19 protein-coding genes, 1 tRNA gene and 1 pseudogene are annotated in these 21,948 nt (G+C 60.1%); 13 read left to right on the top strand and 8 right to left on the bottom strand.

The window, feature by feature from the left end:
* Nucleotides 1-607, top strand: a pseudogene (locus Q7S58_RS05665) (hypothetical protein); the annotation flags it as partial.
* Nucleotides 608-711: 104 nt separating this feature from the next.
* On the top strand, nucleotides 712-1,902 hold the full coding sequence (locus tag Q7S58_RS05660) for a VWA domain-containing protein (RefSeq protein ID WP_304821795.1): 1,191 nt from the start codon (nucleotides 712-714) through the stop codon (nucleotides 1,900-1,902).
* Between the two features lie 26 nt (nucleotides 1,903-1,928).
* Here the strand turns inward: Q7S58_RS05660 and Q7S58_RS05655 are convergent, their stop codons facing one another.
* The 3 genes from Q7S58_RS05655 to Q7S58_RS05645 all read right to left on the bottom strand — a co-directional run bounded on the left by Q7S58_RS05655 (nucleotide 1,929) and on the right by Q7S58_RS05645 (nucleotide 6,268).
* The gene (locus tag Q7S58_RS05655; protein ID WP_304821792.1) at nucleotides 1,929-2,861 is read right to left on the bottom strand and encodes a DUF445 family protein; all 933 of its coding nucleotides are present in this window, start codon (nucleotides 2,859-2,861) and stop codon (nucleotides 1,929-1,931) included.
* A 102-nt stretch (nucleotides 2,862-2,963) separates the two neighbouring features.
* A complete protein-coding gene (locus tag Q7S58_RS05650) occupies nucleotides 2,964-5,057 on the bottom strand; it encodes an ABC transporter permease (RefSeq protein WP_304821789.1) in 2,094 nt (697 codons plus the stop codon).
* Between the two features lie 5 nt (nucleotides 5,058-5,062).
* A complete protein-coding gene (locus tag Q7S58_RS05645; RefSeq protein ID WP_304821786.1) occupies nucleotides 5,063-6,268 on the bottom strand; it encodes an efflux RND transporter periplasmic adaptor subunit in 1,206 nt (401 codons plus the stop codon).
* 142 nt (nucleotides 6,269-6,410) lie between these two features.
* Here Q7S58_RS05645 and Q7S58_RS05640 point away from each other — a divergent pair, with 142 nt between their 5' ends.
* The 6 genes from Q7S58_RS05640 (at nucleotide 6,411) to Q7S58_RS05615 (ending at nucleotide 11,429) form a co-directional block, all read left to right on the top strand.
* The gene (locus tag Q7S58_RS05640; protein ID WP_304821783.1) at nucleotides 6,411-7,592 is read left to right on the top strand and encodes a CaiB/BaiF CoA-transferase family protein; all 1,182 of its coding nucleotides are present in this window, start codon (nucleotides 6,411-6,413) and stop codon (nucleotides 7,590-7,592) included.
* Nucleotides 7,593-7,737: 145 nt separating this feature from the next.
* Nucleotides 7,738-8,742, top strand: a complete 1,005-nt coding sequence (gene gap / locus Q7S58_RS05635; protein ID WP_304821780.1) for a type I glyceraldehyde-3-phosphate dehydrogenase — start codon at nucleotides 7,738-7,740, stop codon at nucleotides 8,740-8,742.
* 43 nt (nucleotides 8,743-8,785) lie between these two features.
* Nucleotides 8,786-9,961 carry a phosphoglycerate kinase gene (pgk, locus tag Q7S58_RS05630; protein ID WP_304821777.1) on the top strand — a complete coding sequence of 392 codons (1,176 nt, stop codon included), beginning with the start codon at nucleotides 8,786-8,788 and terminating at the stop codon, nucleotides 9,959-9,961.
* Between the two features lie 66 nt (nucleotides 9,962-10,027).
* A complete protein-coding gene (tpiA, locus tag Q7S58_RS05625; protein WP_304821773.1) occupies nucleotides 10,028-10,801 on the top strand; it encodes a triose-phosphate isomerase in 774 nt (257 codons plus the stop codon).
* Nucleotides 10,802-10,810: 9 nt separating this feature from the next.
* Nucleotides 10,811-11,206, top strand: a complete 396-nt coding sequence (secG, locus tag Q7S58_RS05620) for a preprotein translocase subunit SecG (RefSeq protein WP_304821770.1) — start codon at nucleotides 10,811-10,813, stop codon at nucleotides 11,204-11,206.
* A 140-nt stretch (nucleotides 11,207-11,346) separates the two neighbouring features.
* A tRNA-Leu gene (locus Q7S58_RS05615) sits at nucleotides 11,347-11,429 on the top strand.
* Nucleotides 11,430-11,479: 50 nt separating this feature from the next.
* On the opposite strand, the gene Q7S58_RS05610 is transcribed toward Q7S58_RS05615, so the two are convergent.
* The gene (locus tag Q7S58_RS05610; RefSeq protein ID WP_304821767.1) at nucleotides 11,480-12,553 is read right to left on the bottom strand and encodes a hypothetical protein; all 1,074 of its coding nucleotides are present in this window, start codon (nucleotides 12,551-12,553) and stop codon (nucleotides 11,480-11,482) included.
* A 248-nt stretch (nucleotides 12,554-12,801) separates the two neighbouring features.
* Here Q7S58_RS05610 and Q7S58_RS05605 point away from each other — a divergent pair, with 248 nt between their 5' ends.
* Together Q7S58_RS05605 and Q7S58_RS05600 are read left to right on the top strand one after the other, a co-directional pair.
* Entirely contained in the window at nucleotides 12,802-13,470 is a 669-nt protein-coding gene (locus Q7S58_RS05605) for a HEPN domain-containing protein (protein ID WP_304821764.1), read from the top strand.
* 8 nt (nucleotides 13,471-13,478) lie between these two features.
* Nucleotides 13,479-14,783, top strand: coding sequence for a hypothetical protein (locus Q7S58_RS05600; protein WP_304821761.1), 1,305 nt, complete (start codon nucleotides 13,479-13,481; stop codon nucleotides 14,781-14,783).
* Nucleotides 14,784-14,882: 99 nt separating this feature from the next.
* Here Q7S58_RS05600 and Q7S58_RS05595 read toward each other — a convergent pair whose 3' ends face one another.
* Nucleotides 14,883-15,053, bottom strand: coding sequence for a hypothetical protein (locus Q7S58_RS05595; protein ID WP_304821758.1), 171 nt, complete (start codon nucleotides 15,051-15,053; stop codon nucleotides 14,883-14,885).
* Between the two features lie 97 nt (nucleotides 15,054-15,150).
* Here Q7S58_RS05595 and Q7S58_RS05590 point away from each other — a divergent pair, with 97 nt between their 5' ends.
* Nucleotides 15,151-16,260, top strand: a complete 1,110-nt coding sequence (locus Q7S58_RS05590; RefSeq protein WP_304821755.1) for a sensor histidine kinase KdpD — start codon at nucleotides 15,151-15,153, stop codon at nucleotides 16,258-16,260.
* Nucleotides 16,261-16,287: 27 nt separating this feature from the next.
* Here Q7S58_RS05590 and Q7S58_RS05585 read toward each other — a convergent pair whose 3' ends face one another.
* Nucleotides 16,288-17,568 (bottom strand): hypothetical protein, encoded by a 1,281-nt coding sequence (locus tag Q7S58_RS05585; RefSeq protein WP_304821751.1) that lies wholly within the window; start codon nucleotides 17,566-17,568, stop codon nucleotides 16,288-16,290.
* Between the two features lie 96 nt (nucleotides 17,569-17,664).
* Here Q7S58_RS05585 and Q7S58_RS05580 point away from each other — a divergent pair, with 96 nt between their 5' ends.
* Both Q7S58_RS05580 and Q7S58_RS05575 read left to right on the top strand, forming a co-directional pair.
* Nucleotides 17,665-18,711 carry a DUF933 domain-containing protein gene (locus tag Q7S58_RS05580; protein WP_304821748.1) on the top strand — a complete coding sequence of 349 codons (1,047 nt, stop codon included), beginning with the start codon at nucleotides 17,665-17,667 and terminating at the stop codon, nucleotides 18,709-18,711.
* A 55-nt stretch (nucleotides 18,712-18,766) separates the two neighbouring features.
* Nucleotides 18,767-19,537, top strand: coding sequence for a hypothetical protein (locus Q7S58_RS05575; protein WP_304821743.1), 771 nt, complete (start codon nucleotides 18,767-18,769; stop codon nucleotides 19,535-19,537).
* Between the two features lie 9 nt (nucleotides 19,538-19,546).
* Here Q7S58_RS05575 and Q7S58_RS05570 read toward each other — a convergent pair whose 3' ends face one another.
* Complete coding sequence (locus Q7S58_RS05570) at nucleotides 19,547-20,683, bottom strand: amidohydrolase family protein (RefSeq protein WP_304821740.1); 1,137 nt, start codon at nucleotides 20,681-20,683, stop codon at nucleotides 19,547-19,549.
* Between the two features lie 66 nt (nucleotides 20,684-20,749).
* A complete protein-coding gene (locus Q7S58_RS05565; RefSeq protein ID WP_304821737.1) occupies nucleotides 20,750-21,811 on the bottom strand; it encodes an ATP-binding cassette domain-containing protein in 1,062 nt (353 codons plus the stop codon).
* Nucleotides 21,812-21,948 lie beyond the last annotated feature (137 nt).

Genomic DNA, 21,948 nt, shown 5'->3' with positions numbered 1-21,948 from the left:
ATGCGAGATGGGCGAGCCGCAGATGGGCTTGCAGGCGCGCCTGATGTCGCAGGCGCTGCGCAAGCTGACCTCGGTCATTTCGCGCTCGCGCACCATCGTGATCTTCATCAATCAGATCCGCATGAAGATTGGCGTGATGTTTGGGAATCCTGAAACCACTACCGGCGGCAACGCGCTCAAGTTCTACGCGTCGGTCCGTATCGACATTCGCCGCATCGGCACGATCAAGAACGCGCAGGAAGTGATTGGCTCGCGCACCAAAGTGAAGGTCGTAAAGAACAAGGTCGCACCGCCGTTTCGCGAGGCGGAGTTCGATATTCTCTACGGCACCGGCATCTCGAAGGAAGGCGAATTGGTGGACCTCGCGAGCGAGCACAACATCATCGAGAAGCTGGGCGCGTGGTATTCGTACGGCGGCGAGCGGATCGGCCAGGGCCGCGAGAATGCGCGCGACTTGCTGAGGGCGAATCCGGCGCTGGCCGATGAGATCGAGCAGAAGGTCCGCGCGAAACTCGCTGCCAAGCCGGTCGCACCGCCGCCCGCCGTCGAGAGCGATCAAACCGGCGAAGAGTCAGCGCCGCCGTCCGCGCCCAAGAAAAAAGCCTGAGCAATCTGACCGCTCGAGCATCGCGACGACGCGCGCATAGCGACGACACCGGGGTTCGCGGAGACACCGAGTAGGCATCCAACTCTTGGTGTCTTCGTGTTTTCATGCTTTATCTGCCGGTCATGCTTGGACGATCGAATTCCGAGAAACAATCGGACGTGAAAATACTCGTTCGCATGATGGTCGTTGTGATTCTCGCGATCGCACTCGCGGGATGCGCACAGACGATGGAGCCGGTTGCGATGCCTCTCGTTCAGGGACCGCTGAATTTGTGCTCATCGAATCCCGAGCCGCCGCCGAAAGATCTCGCCTCGAATCCGAATTATGCCGAGTACTCGGTCGAAGTTATCGACCCGGCAGGTGCGCCAACCAACGGTCTGAAAGAGTCGGACTTTGTCGTCATCGAGAAGGGCGCGACGGTTCCTATCGCGTTCTTTCGTGAGGATCATACTCGCCCGCCTGCTTCGATAGGTATCCTGGTCGATAAATCGGGCAGCATGGTCAGCAAGTTACCGATCGTAAAATCGGCAGTCGCTGAGCTTCTGAAAAAAATCGATTCGTGCGACGAAGTTTTCCTTTACGCATTCGGAATCGATCCTGTTTTGGTTCAAGACTTTACGACGGACCATGACATCGTCAGCGCGCGTCTCAATGCGGTTAACGCGTGGGGCCGGACGCCGCTCTACGATGGGGTGAAACTTGGCATCGAGCGACTCAAAGGCGGACACTATCCCGACAAGGTTCTGATCGTCCTCACTGACGACATCCCCGCGAGCTGGCTGGAATCAACTGGCCTCGACAATGCCAGCAAGAACGTCACGCAAGAGGGCTTGGTATCATCGGCGCTGAATTCGCACAGCCGCATTTACGTGGTCGGGGTCGGTAATCCAGCGGCCTCGCATGTGCCAATAATTATTGGTCCTTGGGATATAGGTCATTCCCAGGAAGCCATCGACACTGACAGCTTAAAGAATTTCGCGACTAATATTGGCGCAGTGGTATTTTTTATCCTTAGTCCTGCCGACAAGAGTGCGCCGAAGGTATCGCTGGAGCAGCGTCAGCCGCTAGGATTGTTCATCAATCCACTCAAATTCTCGCCACTTGCGATAGACGCCAACCAAATTGATCAGGTAGCGACCTCGATCGCGTCACAAATCGATGACCACTACACGATTGGCGTCATTACCTCCGCAAAATCAGCGCCGGCTCCTTCGACCGCAACTGAGGTAAAACTTGCTAATCGACCGACTGCCATTGCGAGTATGCATCGAGTCCAACTGGCCCCGACTCCCTGAATGCTGCTGCTAGCCAATAGCAGCATTCACAGCGCGTGCAGGCGGGCGATCAGCTCCGGGCCGTGATTCAGCACGATCCGCGATAGCGCGAACAGCAAGCCGAAGAACGCGCCGAAAATCACGCCGTTGACTCGAATCCAGTCGAGATGCGTCCGCGTCTTCGATTCGATCTGCACGCGAATCTGCTCGTTGGAAAACCGCGCCAGATTTTCCCGCACCATGTGCGATATCTGCCCACGGCTCGCGTCCACGGCCCGACGTACCAACGCGTCGATCAATCTGCGCGCCATCCGATGTGCATAGCTGTCCGGATCGTGCAACTGATGCCCAAATTCGTGGAACGCATCCTCGACCGTCGCGACCAGCTCGGGATCGTTGCGGAGCTGCGGCAGGCGTTTGCGCAGATTGGCCGCGATGCGCGAGCTCAGCGTGTCGGCGCCGAGCCGATTCATCAGCGAGTAGATGCGGGTAAACGTCTTCGGCAGCGCCTTCTTCAGCACCGCCTCGAGCCGATCGAGCTTCTCGGGCGATTCGAGATACTCGATCGCGCGGCTTAGGATGCTCTCCAGTCCGGCGTGTCCGAGCAGGTCGTGCACTTTGACCTCCTCGAGAAAACTGCCGAGCTGGCTCACGAGATTCATCTCGTTCAACTTGCGCCCGATCATTTGCGGCGTCAGCCATTCGCTCTCGATCGTATGCGCGATTCCCTCGATCAGCTTCTCCCGGTTGCGCGGCAGCACGCCCGAACCGGGCAGAAAGACGTGTTCTTCGAAAATCATCTTGAGCGCGATGTAATCGCAGAGCCCGCCGACCAGCGCCGCCTCCGCCACCGACACCGCAATCCGCGCGGCATCGCGCCACGGCGTGAAAAACAAAATCGCCCAACTCACCGCATACACCGAAGCCGCAAACGCCAGCGTCAATCCACCCTTGTGGGCGTAGAAGAAATCCTTGTTCATAATCCCAGTCTGTCCAGACGGAGTGGCTTTGGCTAGATTGCGAGGCAGCCGCGAGATTGCAGCCGCACAATCGCGCCGCGAAGATTTTCCAGGTTCGATCGATTACTCGTAGCGCAGCGCTTCGATCGGATGCAGCAGCGAGGCCTTGCGCGCCGGGTAGTAGCCGAAGAAAATTCCGACCGCCGCCGAAAAAATAAATCCGCCCGCGATTGCCGCCGGCGAGAGCAGCGTCGGCCATCCCGCCAGCATCGAGACCAGGCTCGACACCACGATCCCCAGCACGATTCCCGCGAGTCCCCCGACGATACTCAGCATCATCGCCTCGACCAGGAATTGCAGCATGATATGGATGCGGCGCGCGCCGACCGCCATCCGGATTCCGATCTCGCGCGTCCGCTCCGTCACCGACACCAGCATGATATTCATGATGCCGATGCCGCCGACCAGCAGCGAAATCGACGCCACCGCTGCGAGCAGCATCGTCATGATTTTGGTCGCGCTTTCCGACGCCTGCGCGATATCGCTGAGGCTTCGAATCGTGAAGTCGTCGTCCTGCTTGGGCTGAATACGATGGCGCTCGTGCAACGTGTGCGCGATTTGCGCCATCGCCGCGTCCACCAAGTCTGCGTTCGCGGTCTTGGCGTAAATCATATTGACCACGCCCGTAATCTTCCGCGCGCCGCCGAATGGATTCGTGGCCGGCACCGTCGCGAATACCGACGTACCAGAGACGCCCGCCGTCGGCGCGGGCGCCGCAGTCGCCGCCGCCACGCCCAGAACTTTTCGCTCTGCCGTGTTGAACGGCATGATGATCACGTCGTCCTGATCCTGTCCGAAGTTCGACTGCCCCTTCACCGACAGCACGCCGATTACGCGCAGCGGATAGTTGCGCACGCGGACGATCGAGCCGATCGGATTCTGCCCTTCGCCGAATAAATTGAGCGCGACCGTCTTGCCGAGCAGGCAAACCGCGGCTGCGTTCTTCTCCTCGGAGTCGGAAAAATTCCTGCCGATCTCGACCGGCCAGTCGCGCACCTCGAGATAGCTCGCCGTCGCGCCGTTGATACTGGTGCTCCAGTTGCGATTGCCCGCGACCACCTGCGCCACCTGCCGATCGATATAGCTCACCAGGCTGACCGCAGTCGCTTGCTTCTTGATCGTCTCGGCGTCGCCAACCGTCAGCGTCGAATTGCTGCCGTATCCTGCGCGCACGCCGCTTGCGGTAGTCGCGCCGGGCAGCACGATAATCAGATTGGTGCCGAGGCTCTGGATTTGCGCCTGCACCGATGAGCGCGCGCCGTTGCCGATCGCGACCATCGCGATTACCGCCGCCACGCCGATAAAAATGCCGAGCATCGTGAGCGCCGCACGCATCTTGTTGCGCCGGAGCGCGCGCGCCGCCGCCGCGAGCGACATCGTCGCGAACGTCCATGCCTCATCGCGCACCGCGGTCGGTGATTGCTCGGTCGTTTGCGCGACGCCCGTGGCCTCTGCGTGAGCCGCCGGCTGAGCCGCTTTGCGCGTGTCCGACAGGATCGCGCCGTCGCGAAACGTGATCACTCGATCCGCGTAAGCCGCGATATCGGCATCATGCGTCACCACAATCACCGTGATGCCCTGTTCGCGATTCAGCCGCGTGATGATGTCCATGATCTCGGCCGAGTTGGTCGAATCGAGATTGCCGGACGGCTCGTCCGCCAGCAGTATCGACGGACGATTCACCAGCGCCCGCGCGATCGCGACGCGCTGTTGCTGCCCGCCCGAGAGTTGGTTCGGATGATTCAGCTCGCGGCCGCTTAGCCCGACCAGTTTCAGCAGGTCGGAGGCGCGATGCTCTCCGTCCGCCGTCCACGCCGAATAAAAGAGCGGCAACTCGACGTTCTCGAGCGCCGAGGTCCGCGACAACAGGTTGAAGTTCTGAAAGACGAAACCGATCCGCTTGCTGCGAATTGCCGCCAGTTTCGATTCGTCGAGTAGAGCTACGTCCTCGCCCTCGAGGATGTAACTGCCGCTGGTCGGCTGATCGAGGCATCCGAGCATGTTCATCAGCGTCGATTTGCCGGAGCCCGACGAGCCCATGATCGCGACGAACTCGCCGCGCTCGATAGTCAGGCTGACGCCGCGCAGCGCATGCACCTCGACCTCGCCCAGCACGTAGGTCTTGGTCAGGTTAACGATTTCGATTAATGGGCGCATCGCGTTCAGCGCATCCGCGGTCCCGACACGAATGGCGAAGTGTTGCCCGTCGATTTCGGACCCGTCTTGATTTGATCTGTCACCACCAGATCGCCTTCGCGCAGCGGCCCCTCGAGCATCTCGACGAAGCTGCCATCGCTCAGCCCGATCGTGATCGATACCGGCTTGATCGAGCGCCCGTCGGGAATCCAGACGCGCGCATGACCGCGTCCGGCGGCGCCGTCGACGGCGTTGCCCTCGCGAATCGGCGAGCCGCGCGGCGCGAACCTGAGCGCCTCCATCGGGATTCGCACCACGTTGTCGCGGCGCGCAGTCACCAGCGTGACGTTGGCGGTCATGCCGGGCTTCAGCAGCAGTTCCGGATTTTCGACATTCACCACGACGTCGTAAGTCACCACGTTCTGCACGGTGATCGGCGCCTGGCGCACCTGGCCCACCACGCCTTCGAACATGCGATCCGGAAACGCATCGACTTTGAAATCGGCGCGCAGCCCCTGCCGCACGTCGCCGATATCAGATTCGCTGACGTTCGAATCGACCTGCATCTTGGTCAGATCCTTCGCGATCAGGAACAGCGTCGGCGTCTGAAAGCTGGCCGCGACCGTCTGGCCGACATCGACGTTGCGCGAGACGACCGTGCCGTCCACCGGCGAGATAATATTCGTGTAATTGAGGCTTACTTCGGCATCCTCGAGATTCGCCTGTTGCTGCTGGATGTTCGCGCGATCGAGTGCAAGCTGCGCTTGCACCTGTTCGTAAGTGCTTTTCGCCGAATCGACTGCGTCCTTCGAGATCACGCCTTCCTCGAGTAGCGCCGCATCGCGCTCGTAGGTCACCTTCCTGTAAACCATGTCGGCGGAATCTTTGCCGAGCTGAGCCTTGGCATTGGCGAGCGCTGCTTTCGCCGCGTTCACTTTTACCTGGAACTGGCGCGGATCGATTTTCGCGATCAGTTGCCCCTGTTTGACCGGCGAATTGAAGTCAGCGTAAATCGCCGAGATAGGTCCCGAGACATAGCTGCCGACTTGCACGGTGACCACCGGATTCACCGTGCCCGTCGCGCTCACCGAGCGGACGATCGCTCCGCGCGTGACCTTGGCGGAGACGGTTTTGGTCGCCGACGAACTGCCGCCATAGAAATAGAATCCCGCGATCGCGATTATCGCCGCGACCGCGATCCATGCGGAGATTTTCAGAGAAGGAAGCTTCATCGGTAACTCAAGTATTGATCGCCCCGCGCGACCGAGGCCAGTAACTATCAATTGTTAGACGGATAGCCGGCGAACAGGTTTCAACTCCGACCGCCATCCGTGAAATAGTCAGCACGGCACGAAAATCGGAGCATCAATCACTATGGCAGAACAACCGCCGCTCGACGGCATCAAAGTTGTCGATCTCACCCGCTACCTCGCAGGCCCGTTTTGCACGCAGATCCTCGGCGACTACGGCGCTGAAGTTTTGAAAATCGAGCCGGTGGAAAATGCGCGCGGCGAACTCGGCGATAGCGACAAGGACAGTTATTTTTTCCTCAGCACGAATCGATCGAAAAAGAGCGTATGCATCGATTTCAAAAAGCCCGCGGGCGGCGAACTCCTGATGCGCCTGATCGACGGCGCCGACGTGCTGGTCGATAATTTCCGGCCCGGCGTGATGGCCGCGATCGGGCTCGATTACGACACGCTGGCGCCGCGCAATCCACGCATCATTACGTGCAGCATCTCCGGCTTCGGCTCGACCGGTCCGCTGCGCGATTTTCCCGGCTTCGATCAGATCGCGCAGGGGATGTCCGGCCTGATGAGCGTGACGGGCACCGCGGAGAGCGGACCGACGCGGGTCGGCATCGCGATCTGCGATCTGCTCGGCGGAATTTTCTCGGCGCAGGGAATCCTGCTCGCGCTCGAAGCGCGCCATCGCACTGGCCGCGGTCAACCCGTCGAGACCTCGCTGCTCGAATCGATCGTGAGCATCCTGACCTGGTCGGCGGGCATCTATTTTGATACCGGCAAGACGCCTGGCCCGGCCGGCAACAATCATCCACTGTCGTCGCCGCATGGAGTGTTCAAGGCGTCCGATCGATCGTTCAACATCGCCTGCGGCAACGAGCCGATGTGGAAAAAGTTCGTGGTCGTGATCGGACGGCCGGAACTCGGCGCCGACGAACGATTCAAAGGGACCGGCCGCCGCGTGAAAAATCGCGACGCGCTCACGGCCGAGATCAATCGCGCGCTCGTGGCGCATCCGGCGGAGCACTGGATCGATCTGCTGAATCGCGAAGGCATCCCGTCCGGCCCGATTCTCACCATCGAGGAGATGTTCAAGCATCCGCAAACTGCCGCGCGCGAGATGCTGCTCCGCTTGCCGCATCCGCAACTGGGCGAGTACCTAACCACCGGCCTCGCCGCGAAACTTGGGGCTACGCCGGGAAAAATCACGCGCCCGCCGATCCTTGGCGAGCACACCGACGAGGTGCTGATCGCGCACGGCGTTCCCGCCGCGGACTTGAAACGCCTCCGCGAAGACAAAGTGATCGCTTAGCGCGCGCAATCCGTTCCGACCGGCGTGATTCGAGCCGCGCCGCGGCATACAATCGCTTTCGGCTCGCCCTTGAATACCGCACCCGGAATTTCTAAGGTTCGAGATCGCTCTTTCATCTCGCGGCTCATCGAGGAGGATTGATTCGGTGGCGATAAAAGTTGGGATTAACGGTTTCGGCCGGATTGGCAGGATGTTCTTGCGCGCCGCGCTCACCAAGAGCGATCTCGAGGTCGTCGCCGTCAATGACATCACCGACGCGGCCACCCTTGCGCATCTGCTCAAGTACGATTCGATCCACGGCCCGCTCAAACACGAGGTGAAGGTCGAGGGCGGGGCGATCATGCTCGACGGCAAGGCGCTGCAAGTGCTCGCCGAGCGCGATCCCGCCAAGCTGCCGTGGGCCAAACTGGGGGTGCAGGTCGTCGTCGAATCGACCGGACTCTTCACTGCGCGCGACAAGGCCGCGATGCATCTCAGCGCCGGCGCGAAGAAGGTCGTCATCAGCGCGCCCGCCGACGGCGCCGACGTCACGCTCTGCCTCGGCGTCAATCAGGACGCGTTCGATCCGAAGAAGCACGACGTGATTTCGAACGCCTCGTGCACCACTAATTGCCTCGCGCCGGTTGCGATGGTCCTGCACAAGGAGTTCGGTATCGTGCACGGACTCATGACGACGATTCACAGCTACACCTCGGACCAGAGCCTGCAGGACGGTCCGCACAGGGATCTTCGGCGCGCGCGCGCGGCGGCGCTCTCGATGGTTCCAACCTCCACCGGCGCCGCCAAGGCAATCGGCCTCGTGCTGCCGGCGCTCAAGGGCAAGCTCGACGGCTTCGCCATTCGCGTGCCGACGCCCAACGTATCGGTGGTCGATCTCACCGCTACCGTTGAAAAGGACGCCGACGAAAAATCGATCAACGCCGCGATGAAGGCCGCCGCCGAAGGTCCGCTCAAAAATATCCTGGCGTATAGCGAGGCGCCGCTCGTCTCGATCGACTTGAACGGCAATCCTCATTCGTCGATTTTCGATGCGCCGCTGACCAAGGTGATCGGCAAGCGGATGGTGAAAATTTTCTCGTGGTACGACAACGAATGGGGCTATTCGAATCGGCTTGCCGACGTGACCGCATTCGTCGCCGACCGGCTGTAACTCGATTCGGCGAGAATATCTGCGCCCGTAAAGGATCGCTCCGATGCCTGCTCAATCGATCACGAGCCTCGATCTCCAAAACAAGAAGGTGCTCGTGCGATGCGATTTCAACGTGCCGATCCAGGACGGCAAAATCCAGGATAGCGGGCGGATCGACGCGAGCCTCGATACCATTCGATACATATTGCAGCATGGCGGCAGCGCCATTCTGTGTTCGCACCTCGGACGGCCCAAGGAGCGGAGTCCCGAGCTGAGCCTCAAGCCGATCGCCGAATATCTCTCGGCCGCGCTCAGTCAGAAGATCGTGCTCGCGCCTGATTGCATCGGCGATCACACCGGCAAGATGGTCGAGGCGCTGAAGCCGGGCGACGCGCTCCTGCTCGAAAATCTGCGCTTTCATCGCGAGGAAGAAGCCAACGATCGCGATTTCTCTCACGAACTTGCGCGGCACAAACAAGTGTACGTCAACGACGCGTTCGGCACGGCGCATCGCGCTCACGCCTCGACCGTCGGCGTGACGCGGTTTATCGCGCAGCGCGCGGCCGGCTTCCTCATGATGCGCGAACTTGAAGCCTTGCGTGCGGTGACCGAGAATCCGGAGCGTCCTTCGATTGCAATTCTCGGCGGCGCTAAGGTCTCCGACAAGATCGGCGTGATCAAAAATCTGATCACCAAGGTGGACGCGATTCTGATCGGCGGCGCGATGGCCTACACGTTCCTGAAAGCCAAGGGTATCGCGATCGGCCGGTCGCGAGTCGAGGACGACAAAATCGAACTCGCGCGCGAACTGCTCGCGCTCGCCGATTCGAAGAAAGTCAAAATCGTGCTGCCATCCGATCACATTGTCGCCGCGGAGCCGGAAGCCAACCTCAGCACCTATTCGGTCAGCGAAATTCCGTCATCGATGATGGCGCTCGACATCGGTCCACGAACCGTCGAGGCATTTATCGCCGAAATCGGGCGCGCGAAAACCGTCATTTGGAACGGACCGCTCGGATTTTTCGAAATCCCCGCCTTCGCCGAAGGCACCCTGAAAGTCGGCGAGGCTCTCGCGAATCAAAGCGGAGTCAAATCGATCATCGGCGGCGGAGACACCGCGGCAGCCCTCGCTCACGCGCCATGGGCGAACAAGTTCACGCATATCTCGACCGGCGGCGGCGCGACGCTCGAGTACCTCGAAGGCATCGAACTGCCGGGAGTTAAAGCGCTCGACGTTTGATGACGCCGCGAGCCGCGCGTCATTTTTTGATTGTCGAGACCGACCCAATCAGGACGAATAATCGCAGTGCGAAAAAAATTACTCGCGGCCAACTGGAAAATGAACCTCGTGCCGACCGAGGCGCGCGCACTGATCGCAGGGCTCCGCGCGGAAATCGATCGCGATTCCGCCGCGCTCGCGGGCGACCGCGAGGTAATGATCGCGCCGCCCTCGATCATGATTCCCGCCGTCGCGCAGGCACTCGCCGGCTCCTCGATCATGCTCGGCGCGCAGAACATGCACTTCGACGACAAGGGCGCGTTCACCGGCGAAATCTCACCCCCGATGCTCAAATCGTACGGCGTCACGCACGTGATTCTTGGCCACTCGGAACACCGCCACGTCTTCGGCGAATCCGACGAATTGATCAACAAGAAAGTTCTCGCCGCGCTGAAGCATCGCATCATCCCGATCCTCTGCGTCGGCGAGACGCATGAGGAACACGATGCTGGCCGCGCGCTCGAAGTCGTGCTCCGCCAGCTCGAGCGCGGACTCGAAGGCGTCAGCCACGAGGCGATCGGCGGCATGATGCTCGCCTACGAGCCGGTCTGGGCGATCGGCAGCGGACGCACCGCGACACCCGCGCAGGCCGAATCGATTCACGGCGCGCTCCGCGGCGTAATCCTCGAGCGCTACGATCGCCAGCGCGCGGACCTGGTCCGCATCCTTTACGGCGGCAGCGTGACCGCGGATAATGTTGACTCGCTAATCTCCAAACCCGATATTGACGGGGCTCTGGTCGGCGGGGCAAGCTTGAAGGCTGACTCGTTCGCGCGCATCGTAAAGGCGCGGACTCACTGAAGAAACAAGATGGTTACAGTCGTCATCACGATTCACGTGATCGTATGCTTCGCGTTATGCATCACGATTCTGCTGCAGCACGGCAAGGGCGCGGATATCGGCGCGGTGTTCGGCGGCTCGAGCCAGACCGTGTTCGGCGCGGGCGGCGCCGGCAATGCGCTGACCAAGGCGACCTGGTCGCTCGCCGCGATTTTTTTCGCGACCTCGATTTTTCTCGCGCTCTCGTCGGCGCGCCGCGTGACCGGCAGCATTTTCGATCGCCCGTTCTCGTCGGCGCCGTCATCGAGCGTGATGCCCCCGGCGAAGGCGCCGTCCAAAGCGGCGCCGCTCAGCGCAGCGCCCGCGAATCAAGCTGCGCCGGCGCAGAATCCGGCCAGCGGCAATACGCCGGCGACGAGAAAGTAGCGCGAGAAAAGCGGTTGAGGTATCGCGATAGATAGAATCGTCGCGATTCGTCTCTCGCTCGCGATGTGACAACAGAGTTTGAGAACGGCGAGAGCGCGTGTGACCCTCAGCGGCGCTCATCAGACGCCGGCTCCGTCAGTGCGCGGGTGGTGGAATGGCAGACACGCCAGTTTGAGGGGCTGGTGGTAGCAATACCGTGCGGGTTCAAGTCCCGCCCCGCGCATTTTTCAGCGACTCTTCGCGCCACTATTCGGCCGGCGGCAGACGCCGACCCTAGCCCACCGTCGCGCTCGACTGATTCGCCACGTCCGCGAAGCGCGAGGGCGGCGTCCACGACGTTCCCAGCGCGTCGAACTGGCGCATCAACTCCTCGACGTCGTTGACCTTCGCGGTCCTGCGGATCACCTCGCGAATCATCATGGGCCGATCGTTGATCCGGGTCCGCAGCATCATGCGGATCGATCGATCCATCATCTGATCGACGACGACGTTCGCCGCGAGCGGCTTGCCGTCGAGCGTGAGAATCGTGCGCGCCGCGATTTCCGAGAGCGCCGTGCGCAGATACTCGACGTGCGGCGCTTCATCCGATCGGATAAAGCGCACCAGGCGGGCCGTATCGTCAGGCGCGTCCGACACCTCGGGATCCGACAGCACCTCCTCCGCCCACGCGAAGGTCGAGGCCGCGAACACCTCGATCGCGAGCACGTTCACCATGAACCGAATCAGCCGCTCGACCCCCTCGCCCAACTCCGGAAACAGCGCCGGCGGATTCGCCGGGCCGCGCCGCGTCATGATGCTCGCGAAAATCTCCGACGAGATCTCCGGCTTCGAGAGCGCCGCATCGCGCGCCGCCTCCCACATCTGGCGGTGACCACCCTCCTCCGACCATCCCGCTTCGTCGCGCGCGTGCGCCTCGAAGAGCCCAGTCGTAAGATGCGCCAGCGCAGTGCCTTCGGTGTTCTCCCGGATGAAGCTTTTCAGCGGCGGCACCGGCAGTTCGCGAATCATCGCGCCGAAGCCTTCCACGATCGCGATTTCCGTGAGCGTCCGCACCATCGGCTCGCGCACGCCCGATCGGAGCAGAAATTTTGCCTGCGCGGCGTTCGGCATGTACGGCGGAATCGTATCGGCGGGAATCTCGACCAGCGCCATTCCGGAGGTCGCGCGATGCTGTTCCTGCCATGCCTTGATCGCCGGCACCCGCATCAGCGTGCGCGGCGAGCGATACCGCCCGTCGTCATCGAAACCGCCGTGGCACTTCACGCCATTGACGATCAGCGGTTCCTTGACCGGCACGTTGGCTAGAATTTCGTCGGCGCTGAACTTCAGTCGCGATTCCTTCGACATTGATTTGATGACCTCACAGTGGACGCTGCTTCCGACGCCGAGAGGGATTCGCATCTCCGCTCGCCGCCGACCTACCTAACATACGTTAGGCATTTCGGATGAGTCAATCTTTATCTCTGCAAACACTCGTTGTTCACGATACCAAAGCCGTCTGTTTGTATGATTACCAAGAGATCCGGCTTAAATTGAGGTTCTTACGTCATAGAGATAAATTGGTCGAAACTATCCCCTGAAGGAAGGATCGAATAGTGGATTACCGCGATCGTATCTTGACCGAGTTCCAAGAATTACTCCAAGAATCGAACCAGATAATCCAGAATGGTGGCTGGAACGGTAGTGTGCAATGGGAAAGGTGGCCCGCCCGCGACCATTACATCCGAATCAGGACGCGATCGCTCAACCTTATAGGCAAATCTTGCGGCACGCAGAGCGATCACTTCAAAGCGCTGCTTAGCATAGCAACCGAAGATCATTCCGGTGAGAAAAGCTACTTATTCCCTCAGTGCAAAGGAATCCTTGAAGCAGCAAGAGACGATTTCCAGCGAAACCTTCTGATGGATCTGAAAGCCCTAGTGGAAGCGGAGGTATTGGGTGACGTGTTGGAGCAAGCTGAAACACTGTTCTCTCATGGGTACCTCAATCCCGCAGCGTCGTTGGCAGGAGCTGTCTTGGAGGATGGCTTACGACGCCTATGTGAACAAAAGGGCATTACAAATCCATCAAGTACAAAAATTGATTCGCTCAATTCTGAACTAGCAAAGGCGAGAGTTTACGAGAAGTTGATCCAGAAGCGTATCACCGCGATTGCAGATATACGGAATAATGCTGACCACGGGCATTTCGACAAGTTCAAGAAGGAAGACGTAGACGACATGCTGAAGTGGGTCCGGAGATTCCTCGCCGACTATTTGAAGTGAGCACGTCATTGGCCGCTAAGCTTCGCGTCCTGTTAGTTGACTTTATTCCGGGAGGCGTATGTCTCCAGACGCAAGATGCAGTAAATAAATTATCATTGATCACTGGTGCTCTTGGCGATCGTTACGAATTTCATCGCACTGCCACTGCGTGGAATGGCGGGAATGCGCCATTGGAGCTAAACAACGCCGATATTGTGTTCATTAACGCAAACTACTCGGACCTCGAATCGAGTTCTCTTCATACGAATGAACACAGAAATCTGCAACGCTTACTCAAGAACGGAAGCGCTGTCTTTGTCTTTGTCGGTAACAGTAGACCTTTTCACATTGAAAATTTGACAGGTGTTCATATTGCCTTAAGTCCTTCCGAAAACAGTCCTACCTCCTGCAAATTGCAAGGCGAAACACCGTTGGAATCTCTGTTCGCTAAGCTCGGGAATCGCATTGCCATTGCGCCCAGAATAACAAATTGTGACCCATCGTGGAGTGTATTTCTGAAAAGTCCTTCCGGACATTCGACCGGATTTTTTGTACCCTTCGATTCAGGGCGCTGCACTTTTCTTCCCAGTTTCGGAAACTCTGTGCCAGAGGCAGTAGAGGAAATTCTGACGAATGTGTTGCCTGTCTTTTGCCCGCACCTCGTATACGACGATAAGTTCAAATGGTTGGAAGAACCGACGTTTTTGATGCCATCACTCGCAGAATTGCGATTCAAGCGTGAGAAAGCGAGGCAGGATTACGAGGCCGCTGATACGGATTTAAAGGCAAAGTACGACCTAGAGAGGACGAACGTTCAGGAGCAGTGGAATCAACTGCTTGCGTCATCCGGGCGCGAGCTTGAGCGAGCGATTCAAAGGGCTCTGGAGTTCTTTGGGTTCCGCGTGACGGATGTTGACCAACTGTTAAAGCTGAAAGGTGTAAGCACACATGAAGAGGATTTGTGGGTGGCCGATGGTTTTGAACCCGACCCTTCAGTGGCAGGACTGCTAATTACTGAAATCAAATCGAGCGAGCGTGGTACGACCAAAGAAGACGACTACAGTCAGTTGGTCAAGTACATGAATCGCCGAAAAACTGAATATAAGAACAGTGAGCTTCGCGGCTTGTTGGTGATCAATCACGCCTATGCTGTTCCCGCAAACATCCGTCCTAAAGCCTTCAGCGAAGCTGTAGTCCGCGATTCATTATCGGATCGGATTTGCTTGGCTACTACTTGGGACCTATTTCGACTAGGACAAAATCTTCTCGCTCGTACAATCTCGTCCGACCAGATCCGAGTTCTTTTTAAATCAGACGGAGAACTCAGGCTCTGAGTTCCCTTCTCGGAATTGCTCAGATCGTTTCTGCACCACTCTTCTCGGGCCACTCTTGCGCCCGCTCGCCCGATTTCGGTATTCGCGTCTGCTACGCGATCACGCGGGGAAGCGATCCTGCGTCCAGGCGGTCAGCACTTTCATCAGGCGCGGGCGCGGACCGCCGAGATTGCTATTCGTGCCGCCAGTCCGCATGAAATGATCCGCGCCGTCGATGAACGCCAGCGTCTTGTCGCCCGCGCCGGACGCCTCGAATGAGTCAACAATCAAAGCGAACTGAGTTGCAATCCGCGCGCGATTTTGTTCGTATCTCTTCTCGTAGCTATGGCGTTGCTAGGCCTCCAGTACGCCTCGCTAGGGAGGATTGGTGCGTCTCTCTGAATTCATCCGAGCCAATGTCGATAAGATCGTCCACGAATGGGAGGAGTTTGCCAAAACTCTCAGCGCCGGCAAGGCTCTGCCTCGATGGATTCTTCGCGATCACGCCCCCGCCATCGTCAAGTACATCGCCGACGATATGGACGTGCCCCAGGCTCCCCTCGAGGAAGAAGCGAAAAGCAAAGGCGGCGGGCCGAGCGGCCCGATCGAACATGTCGCCACGGTTCACGTCAGCCTGAGAATCGAATCAGGATTCGACCTGGTGCAGATCATGGCCGAGTATCGCGCGCTGCGCTCGTGCGTGCTCCGACTGTGGCGTCAAAGCTACGCCGAGAGTTTCGCCGGCGGCGCCGAGGAGATAACCAGGTTCGCCGAAGCGATCGATCAAAACGTCGCGGAGGCAGTTCCCTACTACGAAGAGCGCGAGACTCATTTCCGCGATCGATTCCTCGGCATTTTGGGACACGATTTGCGCGGCCCGCTCAATGCCATCACGGTCGGAGCGTCGCTGCTCGCCACGAACGGATTGAACGAAAGGCAGCTCGGCACAGTTTCGCGGATTTCGAACAGCGCGCGACGCTTGAATCGCATGGTCAGCGACCTGCTCGATTTCTCGCGCGGCCGCCTTGGCAGTCCGATGCCGATTGCGGCGACCGCGGCCAACCTGGGACAGCTCGTCAGTGAAGTGGTCAATGAAGTTCAGACCGCTAATCCGCAGTTCATTGTTGATTTCGACTCGAACGGCGACCTGGAAGGCCATTGGGACGTCGAACGCTTGAAGCAGGTCGTATCGAATCTGTTGTTGAACGCGATTCACCACGGCTCCGGCAAAGAGATCAGAGTCACTGCCACCGGCGAGAAAACCTCCGTTGTGCTGGCGGTACAGAATGAGGGTCCGCCAATACCGACCGAAACGCAGGCGACGATGTTCGATCCGCTGGTTCAGGGCAAGACGCCCGATCCCACCCGGGTGGGTCTCGGCCTTGGGCTTTTTATCGTGAACGAAATAGTCGCCGCGCACCACGGAACGATCGTGGTGACTTCGACTGAAGATGCCGGCACGACTTTCTGCGTGCGCCTGCCTCGTCGTCTCTCTTGATTCGCCGACTCCGAGCCTACTGAGCGATCACGCCGGGAATCGATCCTGCGTCCAGGCGGTCAGCACCTTCATCAGGCGCGGACGCGGATCGCCGAGAGTGCTCTTCGCGCCGCCAGTCCGCATGAAATGATCCGCGCCGTCGATGAATGCCAGCGTCTTGTCGCCCGCGCCGGACGCCGCGAATTCGCCGTGCACGTGCGAAATGAATATGTCCTGATCGCCGTTCGCGCCGACCACCAGCGTCGGCACCGTCACCTTCGGCAGGTTGATCGCCATCTTCGCGTATGACGATAGCCCGGACCAGGTCGATAGCCACGCGTCGGGCGTGACGATCCGGCCCAGTCCGAACGCCGAGTAGTTCGCGATATCCGGCCGCGGCGAGATGATCGACCCGACCGCGCGCTCCGACGGATCCAGCGACAGGTCCAGGTAGTTCGGATTCGCCTGCGTGCGATAAACGATCATGTAGCGCGGCGCCATCGCGCGCCGCGCGGCGTAGCTCCGATGCTCGCTGCTCGACTTCGCGAAATTCTCCGCGCGCATCTCGGCCCGGGCGAGGTTCGCCTCCGCGATATGCCGCCGCGCAATCGCGTCGATCCGCGCGCATCGATCGATCTGCACGCGCCGGTACCGTTCCAGAAATTCCTTCGAGTAGCGCGTCTCGGCCGGCGGCGTCTTGAAGCCGTTGCGCTCGTCATACATATCGAGCGCCGGATCGCTCGCGATCGGATCGGACTCATCGACGACGGACGCGTCGAGACATGACAGCAGCACCATCCCCTGTCCCGGATGAGCCGCGAGCGCGATATATCCATCGGCCGTGGGCAAATCGAACTTGTTGAGATCGGGCGGACCGCCACCCGGCGGCGCCGACCTCCTGCTGCCGACGGGCGTGCGCGCTTGCGCGTCGTAGTAGGCGAACAGCGAGCCGCCGCCGGAATTTCCGAGCATCACGATTTTTTCGAAGCCCTGCTCCTCGCGCAGCCAGCGGATTCCCGCCGCCATATCGAGCATCAGGTTCTCGTGCAGCATCATCGCGTCGTTGTTCAGATAGCGGGTGTTGAATCCGAACGCGGCGAAGCCGGCCTCGACCCAAAACGGAATCGAGTAGTGCGTGCTGAAGTCGCCGCGCGGATGCGCCATGATCACGACGGTGCGCGGCTTGCCCTTCGCGGGCACATAAAGGATGCCGCGCGACTTGCCCAAGTCCGCCGCGTAAAGCTGCACCGGATGCTGCCGTACGGCCGAGTCGATATCGCCGAAGTCGATTGGATAGCGCGCCTGGTAGTCTGCTGGTGCCTTGGGCATGGTTCGATCTCCCGCACTCGCCCCGAAAAATCAATAGCCGCGAGCTTACTCATGAATCGCCGTCGTGTAGAATTGAGAGTTTCGAGGTAGCACGAATTGAAAACCGGGATCATCGGCGCTCGCGGCGCCGGCAAATCAACTGTCTTTCACGCGCTCACCGGACTCGCGCCGATTCCGGGCACCGCGGAGGGCAGGAATCGCGCGCGCCCCGGCCAGATCAAGGTCGCCGATCCGCGTCTCGATTTTCTCGAAGAGGCTTACGGCTCGAAAAAGAAAATTCCGGTCGAATTGACCATCATCGATTTCGCGCCGAATCCAAAAGAACAGAAGGAAGGCGCGGCGCTCGATCCCAGCCTGCTGCCGCTCGTCCGCGATATGGACGCGCTGCTGATTGTCGTTCCGCAATTTTCCGGCATGGAGCAGGATCTGATCGCGACGCTCACCGGCATCGAAGGGGAACTCGTGTTCGCCGACTACGATCAGGCCGAGCGGCGGCTCGAGCGCCTCAAAAAAGAAAAAGGTGGCAGCGACTTCGAACGCAGCGCACTCGAAAAGGTGATCGCGTGGCTCGCCGACGGCAAGGCGCTGCGCAACTTTGAATTGACGCCGCAGGAACTCCAGGCATTTTCCAGCTTCGGCTTTCTATCGCGAAAGCCCGCGCTGGTCACCGTCAATTGCGAGATGGAACGCGCATCCGCCGACGTCACCGCGTCCGAGCGCGATGCGGTTCGCGGCCACGGCCTCGACGTATTCCGCCTCGCAGCCGCCTTCGAAGCCGAGCTTTGGGAACTCGACGAGGCCGGCCAGCGCGAGATGCTGAACGACGCCGGCCTCGAAGCACCCGCGCGCGATCGCCTGATCGCGGCGCTTTATCATCACCTCGGGCTGATCACTTTCTACACTGCCGGCGAGCCGGAGGCGCATGCCTGGTCGCTCAAGCGCGGCGAGACGGTCCTCGACGCGGCCGGCGTGATTCACACCGATATCGCGCGCGGCTTCATCCGGGCCGAGGTCGTCAGCTACGAAGATTTCGCGACGCACAAATCCGACGCCAAGGTGAAAGAGGCGGGCAAGCTGCGGCTCGAAGGCCGCGACTACGTGATGCGCGACGGCGACATGATCCACGTCCGCTTCAAGGTGTGAAGCATCGCCACCCCTTACTCTGTCATTGAGAGAGTGAAAGTATCAGTGTCGCAGTATGAGCCAAGCCGAAATCGGTAACGAGCCACTGAGCGACCGGAAACTTCCGGTTATCGCGATCGTAGCTCGCGCGTTGCGCCTTCCGTTCGCGCACCTTCGTGAAATAGTCAGGTACGGTTCAATACCATTCGGACTGATGCTGGTGCTGATTGGGATCAGCTGGTTGCTCGAAAAGGTGACCAGTTCCTTGGTTGTCATAGGGTGGCTGGCTATCCCGCATTTGGCGATCCTCGCGCCCTACGAGGTCGCCGTTACGCGGATAGCACTACTCGGCTCCAAGGGAGTCGAAGGCCGATCGAGCTACGTTTACGGAACCACCGAGAGGCGATACTTCATCGCTAATCTTTCACTGCTGCTCGCAGCGTTCGGTCCGCTAGCTGTCCCCATCTTGATCGGATACTACGGCCACCTGATTCTTGTCGCCGCCTTAGTCGCGATTCCGGCGACGGCAGTGGCGCTATTATTGGGCGTCCGACTGGCTCTGATATATCCCGCGATCGCGCTTGATCGCTATGATGGCATCGTCGCATGCTGGCGTCGGACGCGCGGATCTTTTTGGAGACTCTTCGCAATATCGCAGATGGTTGGCTGGCCAATTGTCGTCTTATCGTTTATCATTGAACGCGTTAAAGATGCACAGATCGGGTTCAGCTATGGACGCATCGCCGTCCCGCAGGCAGTCGTTAGCATGTTCGTTTGGGCAGCTATAGCGAGCGCAAGGGCGTTCGCTTACGAATTCCTGGCGACCGAGTTGCCGCCGCCGGATTAACCAGATTGATTACAACGAGATGCGCTTGAAGAAGCGGAGTGCGTTGTCGGCGAGGATCGCGCGCTTGTCCTCGATCGTGAGTCGCGGATGCTTCACCACAATCTCCGCAGCATCGGGAAACTCCGCATCGAAGTGCGGATAGTCAGACGCCCACATCAAGCGCGATCGCCCGAGTATGCGCAGCGCTTCCGGCAATAGCTCCTCGTCGGGATCGAACGTGAAGTAGCATCGCTCGCCGCGCAAATGTTCCGACGGCTTGCATTTGAGATGCGGCGTATGCCGCGCGAAATGCTTGTAGTGAGCATCCATCCGCTCCGCCCACCACGGCACCCACGAAATGCCGCCTTCGAAAAATCCCACCGTCAGTTTCGGATAGCGCTCCAGAATTCCGCCGCCGATCACCGACGCCATCGCGCGCATCTGATGCCACACGTGCCCCGTCAGATGCATCATGAACATGTTGTTGCCGACGTCCTCGCGCCCCGGCGCAAACGGCGGCCGGTCCGTGCCGCCGTGCAGACAAATCGGCAACTCCGCATCCTGCGCGACTTCATACAACGGCGCGAAATACGGATGGTCGGCGAGCATCCCGTCGAGATTGCCGAACGTCATGATACCGACCGCCCACGGCTCGTCGGCAAGATACGCGACCTCCGCGACGCATCGCTCCATGTCGCGCTGCGGCACGATACCGACCGCCTTGATCCGATTCGGAAACGCCGCGCAGTACTCGCCGACCCAGCGGTTGTAGGCACGCGCCAGCGCCGCTTCCATCGCCGGATCGGCGGCGCCGCACACCGACGTCGCGACCGTCGCGAAGCATACCGCGACGTCGATTCCCTCCTTGTCCATGTCGCGAATCCGCTCGGCCGGGTCGTGCCCACCGTCCGGCGACGCCAGCGGATGATTGCGCCCCGACGGAAATTTACCGAGACCGTGAACTTCCTCGGCTTCGCCGAGCGGCCGCTCCGACGTCCGCCACTTCGGATACAGCGCCGGCACGATTCCAAGATTTCCGGCACCGAGCCGCGACAGCATCGCATCGGCGTCATCGCGAAATTTCGGATCGATATGCGTCTGGTAGAGCGACGCCGGCTCCGTCACGTGACCGTCCGCGTCGATAATTCTGAATTCGCCGAGCGCCATGACCCAAGATTCTCGCCGCGCCTCCCGCATCGTGTCAACGCGACGCCAACAAATCGCACCACGATTTCACCGGACTTCGATTCGATGATTCTCGAGACGCCATTCCACTGTCGTGCAGCGCCGCGCGAGCGCGTCGTCGTGCAGTGTCGTATCGCCGGCGCGGATTTCGTTTTCGTCGAGCGTGAAGATTTTCGCGACTGGCGCCGCAACGTAATATTCGACAAAAATCGATCGTCCTTCTTGCTTGCTGAAGCGATACTCGCCGATCTTGTCGGACACGCGATCCACTTCGCGCCTCAAGAGTCCCGCCTCGTAAGATTGCCGCGCGAAACCGGCGCGCGCTTTGCCCTTGGCGAGCATGCTCGTCGCGTCGTGGTCGCGCGGATTTTTCATGCGATTGCTGGTCCGCGCATTCGCCGCCGCGGTCGCTTGCATCCGCCGCTTGTCCGCGAGCCGGCGTGCGAGCGTCTCGCGCTGATGCTTCAACCGCTCGTATTCCGCATGACGCTCGCGTTCTTCGGCTTCCCACGCGCACTTCGCATCGGTGTACGCGCCGCGCCAGATTCGCGCCGACCCCTGATGCACCCGCACGGTGTACGACGTAATTCGATCGAGCAGCGCGCGATCGTGCGAAACGACAATGCCGATTCCGCGGAAGTGCTCGAGTCCGCCGATCAACAATTCGCGCACTTCGACGTCGAGATGATCGGTCGGCTCGTCGAGCATCAGCACCGCCGGTTCCTGCGCGAGCGCCGAGCCGACCTGCCATAGCTTGCGCTCGCCCGGCGAGAGCGTCGGCCATCGCGCGAGCGTCGCAGGATCGAGCCGCAATTCGCCGTGCAGGCACCGCGCGAGGCCGTCGGTCGAATTCGCAAACTGCTCGATTTCGCGCGTCAGCGTCTCGACCGTTTGCGCGCAGACGCGCACTGCGCCCGTCGGCGGATCGAGGCGCACTTGCCCGGCCGCCGGCTCGAGGCTGCCGGCGATCAGGCGCAGCAGAGTCGTCTTGCCATTGCCGTTGGCGCCGACGATTCCGGTCCATCCGGGCGCGAGCGTGAAGCTCACGTCTGACAGAATCGAAACTGAATCGGCGTATGAAAAAGAGAGACCGGAAAGTCGCACGAACATCGTAACTGCTCCCACGCAACACGCGCGCGATCGCGTCGCACGCGCTGGTTGTCCCAAACCACGAAACTGGAGCAGTTACTTCCGCACGCCTTTAGTCTCTCCTCGAGATTGAATAGCTAGAATTTACCACTAAAAGA

It is taken from the genome of Candidatus Binatus sp. (assembly GCF_030646925.1).
In the GTDB taxonomy this organism is placed as follows: Bacteria; Desulfobacterota; Binatia; order Binatales; family Binataceae; genus Binatus.
The sequence above is the reverse complement of the archived record's forward strand: the minus strand, read 5'-3'. Positions and strand labels throughout refer to the sequence as shown.